Source organism: Streptococcus sp. SM3 (assembly GCF_027497875.1).
In genome coordinates, this window is the sequence record NZ_JAJNSA010000116.1 from 1 (window position 1) to 7,609 (window position 7,609).

Annotated in this window: 7 protein-coding genes; 3 read left to right on the forward strand and 4 right to left on the reverse strand. The window is 44.1% G+C overall.

What is annotated here, in order from left to right; genetic code table 11:
* Nucleotides 1-184: 184 nt before the first annotated feature.
* Together PAN06_RS12220 and argS are read right to left on the reverse strand one after the other, a co-directional pair.
* Nucleotides 185-430, reverse strand: a complete 246-nt coding sequence (locus PAN06_RS12220; protein ID WP_023919916.1) for a hypothetical protein — start codon at nt 428-430, stop codon at nt 185-187.
* A 153-nt stretch (nt 431-583) separates the two neighbouring features.
* Entirely contained in the window at nt 584-2,272 is a 1,689-nt protein-coding gene (gene argS, locus PAN06_RS12225; protein ID WP_269796448.1) for an arginine--tRNA ligase, read from the reverse strand.
* A 104-nt stretch (nt 2,273-2,376) separates the two neighbouring features.
* Between argS and argR the strand changes: the two genes are divergently transcribed.
* Nucleotides 2,377-2,817 (forward strand): arginine repressor, encoded by a 441-nt coding sequence (gene argR, locus PAN06_RS12230; RefSeq protein ID WP_023919910.1) that lies wholly within the window; start codon nt 2,377-2,379, stop codon nt 2,815-2,817.
* A gap of 120 nt (nt 2,818-2,937) precedes the next feature.
* Complete coding sequence (mutS, locus tag PAN06_RS12235; RefSeq protein ID WP_269796449.1) at nt 2,938-5,487, forward strand: DNA mismatch repair protein MutS; 2,550 nt, start codon at nt 2,938-2,940, stop codon at nt 5,485-5,487.
* A 300-nt stretch (nt 5,488-5,787) separates the two neighbouring features.
* Here the strand turns inward: mutS and PAN06_RS12240 are convergent, their stop codons facing one another.
* Nucleotides 5,788-6,243, reverse strand: a complete 456-nt coding sequence (locus PAN06_RS12240; protein WP_269796450.1) for a DUF3021 domain-containing protein — start codon at nt 6,241-6,243, stop codon at nt 5,788-5,790.
* The gene (locus PAN06_RS12245; protein ID WP_049482826.1) at nt 6,237-6,677 is read right to left on the reverse strand and encodes a LytTR family DNA-binding domain-containing protein; all 441 of its coding nucleotides are present in this window, start codon (nt 6,675-6,677) and stop codon (nt 6,237-6,239) included. Before PAN06_RS12245 ends, PAN06_RS12240 begins: the two co-directional genes overlap by 7 nt.
* Before the next feature lie 245 nt (nt 6,678-6,922).
* Between PAN06_RS12245 and mutL the strand changes: the two genes are divergently transcribed.
* On the forward strand, nt 6,923-7,609 hold a 687-nt coding region (gene mutL, locus PAN06_RS12250), incomplete at its 3' end, for a DNA mismatch repair endonuclease MutL (protein WP_269796451.1).

The following is a 7,609-nucleotide window of genomic DNA, read 5'->3' on the forward strand; positions in this document are numbered from 1 at the left end:
ACCTCCGCACAGTTGAGTAGGGCTGTAAAAGCTGATGAAATCAGCGTAGTAGAGCCCACTCAACCACTGCGTCTTGCTCGACAATCCAAAAATAATTGAGAGGCTAGGACTTTTGTCCCAGCCTCTTATTTGTTGCGACTGAATAGAAGAGGAGTCACATTTTATATGACTCCTCTTCTATGGCTTATTTTAATTTTTCAGTGATTTCTTTAGCAAGTAGGAGACCCAATCGATAGTCTTTATTGATGGCATGGATGACATCGTTGATATTGTCGGTCTCTTGGATTTTTTCCTTGATGCTATCTTTGAAAGCTTGATCTTTCAAAAGTTGCTCTTGTAAGAGCCGTTGTAGTTTTTCTCTTTCGTACTTGTTAAATAAAAAGAGGACCACTAAACTGATGAGGATTAAGATGTAAACGGTTTGATTCATAGATTTCTCCTGTATATAAAGGATCTGAAAATGTAGAGAATGAAGGGCATTGGGCATGAGAAAAGGAGTGAGAAAGAACTAAATTGAATCGCATTTAGTTTCTCCTCTCACTCCCATAAGAGATGTTCTACTTATCAATCATTAGATAAGAAATTACATTTTCTCAGGTGCATCGACACCAAGTAAGCGAAGAGCTTCTTTTAAGACTACTGCTGTTGAGTAGCTAAGAGCAAGACGGCTTTCGCGTTCTGGGCTTTCATCCAAGATACGAGTGTGTGCATAGTATTTGTTGAAGGCTTGAGCCAAGTTGATAGCATATTTTGCGATCAAGGATGGATCATAGTTTTCAGCAGCACGTTTGACAACACGAGAGAAGTCTTGGAGAAGCTTGATGATTTCCCAGCTTTCAGGATCGCTCGAGCTGTATGTCGCATCTGTAGATGGTGTGAAGTTGGCTTTGCGAAGGATGGATTGGATACGAGCGTAAGCATATTGAACGTAAGGGCCAGTTTCTCCTTCGAAGGATACCATGGCTTCGAGGTCGAAGTCATACCCATTGCGGCGGTCTGTCTTCAAGTCGTAGAATTTAACCGCACCAACACCGACTGCATGTGCCACTTCTTCCTTGTTTTCAAGTTCAGGATTCTTTTCTTCGATCTGAGCTTTGGCACGAGAGATGGCTTCTTGAAGAGTTGGTTCGAGCAGGATGATATTTCCTTTACGAGTTGATAATTTTTGGCGGTTTTTTGTCACCAAACCAAAGTCAACGTGAACCATATCGTCGCTCCAGTCAAATCCCATTTTCTTCAAAACAGCTTTCAACTGACGGAAGTGGTTGGATTGTTCTTGACCTACAGCATAGATGTTTTTCACAAAGTTGTAAGTCCGTGCACGGTAGATAGCGGTTGCGATATCACGAGTGATATAAAGAGTGGCACCGTCTGATTTCTTAATCATAGCTGGTGGAAGGTTGACATCATCGAGCTCAACGATGCTAGCTCCCTTAGACTCTTTCAACAAGCCTTTTTCTTCAAGAATTTGGACAGCTTCATCCATCTTGTCATTGTAGAAAGCTTCTCCGTTTAAGCTGTCAAATTCAACACCGAGGAGTTTGTAGATACGGTTGAATTCTACCAAGCTTTCGTCACGGAACCATTGCCACAACTCAGTCGCTTCTGGATCTCCATCTTCCAGTTTCTTGAACCAGAGACGTCCTTCTTCATCAAGCTCAGGATCGTTTTCGATTTCAGCGTTGATCCGAACGTAAAGTTTTAGCAATTCATCGATTGGGTTGGCTTCGACAGCTTCCTTGCTACCCCATTTTTTGTAGGCTACCATCAAGAGACCGAACTGTTTACCCCAGTCTCCCAAGTGGTTGATTTTAATGGTGTTGTAGCCCATTTTGCGGAAGATGTTTGAAAGAGCATCCCCGATAACGGTTGAGCGCAAGTGACCAACTGAGAATGGTTTTGCAATATTTGGACTTGAAAGGTCGATGGTAATGTTTTGGCCATGACCTTCGTCTTGTTGACCGTAGTCTGCACCTGCTTCGATGACGGATTTGATTACCTGATCAGAGATCTTAGATTTGTCTAAGAAGAAGTTCACGTAAGGTCCAGTTGCAACGACTTTTTCGAAGGCACTTTGGTCGATCTTTTCAGCAATGTCTGCAGCGATTGCTTGAGGAGCCTTGCGTTCCACTTTTGCAAGTGAGAAGGCTGGAAAAGCAATGTCACCAAGATCAGATGATTTTGGTTGTTCAAGCAAATTTAAAATAGCATCTTGGTCAAGAGAGTCAATCACTTTGGCCAATTCACTAGCAATGAGTTCTTTATTGTTCATATTAGCTCCTTAGTCCTTTTAACTATTATTTTAACACAATTCTGAGCGAATTTTCAATTTTTTTGGTATAATTTAAAGTATATTTATTCAAAAGTGGAGGTCCAATGAAAAAGACAGAACGTCACCTTTTGATTCAACAAATGATTCGAAATGAAAAATTGTCGACTCAAAAAGAGATTCAGGATCGATTAGAAGCAAAAGGAATTGCTGTAACGCAAACAACTCTGTCACGAGATTTGCGCGATCTGGGTCTAGTCAAGGTGAAACGAAAAGACCAGTTGTATTATATTTTGCCAAATGAGCCTGAGGTGGCGGAGATTTATATTATGTTGTCCAGCCACGCCAAGTCTGTCTCACGAGCGGAATTCACCTTGGTCTTGCGGACAGAGCTAGGAGAAGCAGCTCTCTTGGCCAATGGTGTAGATGAAATGTCAGATGAGCGTATTTTGGGAACAGTAGCAGGGGCCAATACCCTCTTGATTGTCTGCCGTGACCAAGAGGCAGCCATTGAAATTCAAAATGAAATTTTAGGGATGATGCAGTAGTCAAGCCCCGTTGGAGAGAAAGAGAGATGTCAAAAGGAGGAAGATAGTGAGCTATCTACTCCTGTTTTCATCTATGGAGCTTGTGTCAGAAAATGATGCAACAGTAAGGAATAAAGAAGTATGGCAGTAGAGAAAATATCCCCTGGAATGCAGCAGTATCTAGATATCAAAAAAGATTATCCGGATGCCTTTTTGCTGTTTCGAATGGGAGATTTTTACGAATTATTTTATGAAGATGCAGTGAATGCAGCTCAAATTTTAGAGATTTCCTTAACATCACGGAATAAAAATGCAGAGAATCCAATTCCCATGGCAGGTGTTCCCTACCACTCGGCCCAGCAGTATATTGATGTTCTCATCGAACAGGGGTATAAGGTAGCGATTGCGGAACAAATGGAAGATCCCAAAGAAGCCAAGGGGGTCGTTAAGCGTGAAGTCGTACAGGTGATCACGCCGGGTACAGTGGTGGATTCGACCAAGCCAGATAGTGAGAATAACTTTCTGGTTGCTTTGGACCGTTCAGGGAATGATTATGGGCTAACCTATATGGATCTGGTGACAGGGGAATTTCAGGTGACCACTCTCAATGACTTCAGCATGGTTTGCGGAGAAATCCGCAATTTACGTGCGCGTGAGGTGGTCCTGGGTTATGAGTTGCCAGAACAGGAAGAACGTGTTTTTGTGAGCCAGATGAATCTCTTGCTGTCACATGTAGAGACAGCGCTGGACGATGTCCAACTTTTAGGGGATCATCTGAGTGAACTCGAAAAGGAAACGGCTGGAAAACTTCTCCAGTATGTCCACCAGACCCAAATGCGGGAATTGAGTCACCTCAAAAAAGCCCATCATTATGAGATTTGTGATTTCTTACAAATGGACTTTGCGACCAAGGCTAGTCTGGATTTGACAGAGAATGCTCGGACTGGGAAGAAACATGGTAGCTTGTATTGGTATTTGGATGAAACCAAGACGGCCATGGGAGGTCGTTTGTTGCGGTCCTGGATTCAGAAACCCTTGGTCGATTTGAAACGGATCCAAGAGCGTCAGGACATCATTCAGGTCTTTATGGATCATTTCTTTGAACGGAGCGACCTGACCGACAGCCTCAAAGGGGTCTATGACATAGAACGCTTAGCGAGCCGGGTTTCTTTTGGTAAGATCAATCCTAAGGATCTCTTGCAGCTAGGAGATACTCTGGGGCATGTGCCGACGATCAAGTCGATTTTACTAGGGATTGGTGATCCGGTCTTAGATGTCTTAATTGCACGCTTGGATGAACTTCCTGAGTTGCACCGCTTGATTACTTCAGCGATTGCTCCGGATGCGTCTGCTGTTATTACAGAGGGGAATATCATCCGTACTGGTTTTGATGAGCAATTGGACCAGTACCGAGTTGTTCTTCGGGATGGTACCGGTTGGATAGCAGAGATTGAAGCCAAGGAGCGCGAAGCCAGTGGCATTACCGGTCTAAAAATTGATTACAACAAGAAGGATGGCTACTATTTCCATGTCACCAATTCTCAATTGAGTCATGTTCCTGCTTATTTTTTCCGCAAGGCGACCTTGAAAAATTCAGAACGCTTTGGTACGGAGGAATTGGCACGCATCGAAGGAGATATGCTAGAGGCGCGTGAAAAGTCTGCTAATCTTGAATATACGATTTTTATGCGGATTCGTGAAGAAGTTGGCAAGTATATCCAACGTCTGCAACAGTTAGCTCAGGCGATTGCGACGGTTGATGTTTTACAAAGTTTAGCCAGTGTTGCTGAATCGCAACAGTTGAATCGCCCCCTTTTTCATGAAGAGCGACGAATTGAAATCGACAAAGGTCGCCATCCAGTTGTCGAGAAAGTCATGGGTGCCCAGTCCTATATTCCTAATAGCATCTTTATGGATGAAGGACGGGATATTCAGTTGATTACTGGGCCAAACATGAGCGGGAAGTCTACCTATATGCGCCAATTGGCGATCATTGTGATTCTTGCCCAAATCGGCTCTTATGTTCCAGCACAAAAGACTGAGTTGCCAATCTTTGATGCGATTTATACTCGGATCGGAGCTGCGGATGACCTGGTATCGGGTCAGTCTACCTTTATGGTAGAAATGATGGAGGCCAATCACGCTATTCGCAAGGCAACGCCCCAGTCCTTGATTTTATTTGATGAGTTGGGACGGGGAACTGCGACCTATGATGGGATGGCCCTCGCCCAGTCCATCATCGAATATATCCATGATCGGACCGGAGCCAAAACCTTGTTTGCGACCCATTACCATGAGTTGACGGCTCTCTCAGAGACCTTGTCCCGTTTGGAAAATGTCCATGTCGCAACCTTGGAGCGAGATGGTCAGGTTACCTTCTTGCACAAGATTGAACCTGGCCCAGCGGATAAGTCCTATGGGATTCACGTGGCCAAGATCGCTGGTTTGCCAGAAGAATTGCTGGAGCGGGCGGATGCGATTTTGACCAAGCTTGAAGGACAAGCCCAGCAAGTACCGCTTGTGGATGAAACTCCTCAAAAGGAAGTACCTTCACAGGTTGCTGAACAAATGTCCCTCTTTGAGGAAGTGACAGAAAATACAGTGATCACGGAATTGAAGAATCTGGATCTCTACAATATGACTCCGATGGAAGTCATGATGGCAGTCGCCGAATTGAAAAAGAAATTGTAAAAAAGATCCTCGTAGCATTGAGGATCTCAGATTGAAGACAAAGTCATCTTAGAAACTTTCCTTAGGTGAGTCCGGACGTCAGCGAACTTCTACGAAGTTCCATGACTTAGTTTTGAGCCTAAGGTCTCAAAACTCCCGAGTTCCTGAAACGTTTGTGTTTCAGGAACTTTTCTCACAGCGGAAAGTTTCAGTAGATGATTGAATAACTATAACGAGTATAATTTTTATAGAATTTATTAGTTTTGTATAAAAGAACAGCTTATCTCCACTTTCAGATCCTCGTGACGGCGAGGATCTTTTTTAGTGGTTAGTAATGCTTTGATTGATTTCTTGTACTTGTTTTTTGTAAAAATGATAAGAGACCAACCAGATGATCACATAAACGAGGGTGAATTCGACAATGAGCGAGAGGTAAAATCCTAGTCGTGCTGGGAACCAGCCGGCCAAGGTGGCTAGGGGAATAAAGCCAAGTAACATGAGTAGGTAATGGCTCAGAGTAGCTCGCAAGAGGCTCCAGTCTTTTTGAAAGAGGAGACTTCCCAAGCTAAAGAGGACCCCAATCGCACCCCAAACGAGGACGCAATAGAGCATGACCAGTGAGCCGTGAACATGATGCAAGAACATCCAGCGGCCGACTGCAGAGTTGGGACTTAAGGGAAGGTACAACTCAGGTGAGAAGTGGTAGGAAAAGAAGATGGATAGAATGAGCCCGATGAGAATCCCTTTTAGGGCGTCAGAAAATGATTGTTTTAGCATGATAATTTCTCCTTAATGGCTTTTAAATAACGACGGGAGGAGTAGGTCAGGCTCCCATTTTTGAGATGGATTTGAACCGATCCTCCACTAGTGAAGTGCAGGTGATCGATTTCTTTTGTGTTGATAATTTCAGATTGGGAAATTTTGAGAAAGAAGGTCGGTAAGTCTTCAGATAGCTGATAGAGTGGTCCAGTCAGGATAAATTGATCTGTCATGGTCTCACCAATCACTTGCCGATTTTCAATGTAAAAACGTTGGAATAGCTGGCTTTCGATCAGGTAAGCCTCCCCATCCTTTTTGGCACGTAAGCGCCCTTTTTGATCCAATTCTTCCACAAAGTCACGGATTCTCTCTACACGCGTAGATAGTGTAGGTGCTGTAATCGTCACCGCTTCTTCTTGGAAGTGGGAATCAATGTGTACTTCTACTTTCATAAGATATTTTCTCCCTCCTTAGGTAAAGTCGGTTAGCCCGCTAGCCCGGCTCCTTCTTTACACTACTATTAAACACTTTTTCCAAAGGGAAGACAAGGGGATTTGTTTATGTGGTCATTTTCTTTGCCTATGCGGTTTTTAGGGAAGAAGATGGGGCCAGCCTCCATTTTTTAAGAAAGGGAGTCCTGTGGATCTGTGGTATAATAGAGCTACATGTATCGGTGAAAAAAGGTAAAGGAGCAGCTATGTCACAGATTATTGAATTGCCAGAAGTCCTAGCCAACCAGATTGCGGCAGGTGAAGTAATTGAACGACCTGCTAGTGTGGTCAAGGAATTGGTTGAAAACTCGATCGATGCTGGAGCTAGCCAGATTGTTGTCGAAATTGAAGAAGCAGGATTGAAGTCGATTCGGATCACAGACAATGGGGAAGGAATTGCGCATGATGAGGTAGCTCTGGCCCTCCGTCGACATGCGACCAGTAAGATCAAGAATCAAGCGGATCTCTTTCGTATTCGAACGCTTGGTTTTCGTGGTGAGGCTATGCCTTCCATTGCTTCTGTTAGTATTCTAACCCTTCTAACGGCTCAAGAAGGAGCTGCCCACGGGACCAAATTGGTCGCAAAGGGTGGCGAAATTGAGGAATTGGAGCCAGCGACAAGCCCTGTCGGGACCAAGATTACAGTAGAAGATCTCTTTTTTAATACTCCTGCTCGTCTCAAGTATTTAAAGAGCCAGCAGGCAGAGCTATCCCATATCGTGGATATTCTCAACCGATTGAGTTTGGCCCATCCAGAGATTGCTTTCACCTTGATTAATGACGGAAAAGAAATGACCAAAACGGCAGGTACTGGGAATCTCCGGCAAGCGATTGCGGGCGTCTATGGCTTGGCGTCTGCCAAGAAGATGGTAGCCATTGAAAATCGCGACCTA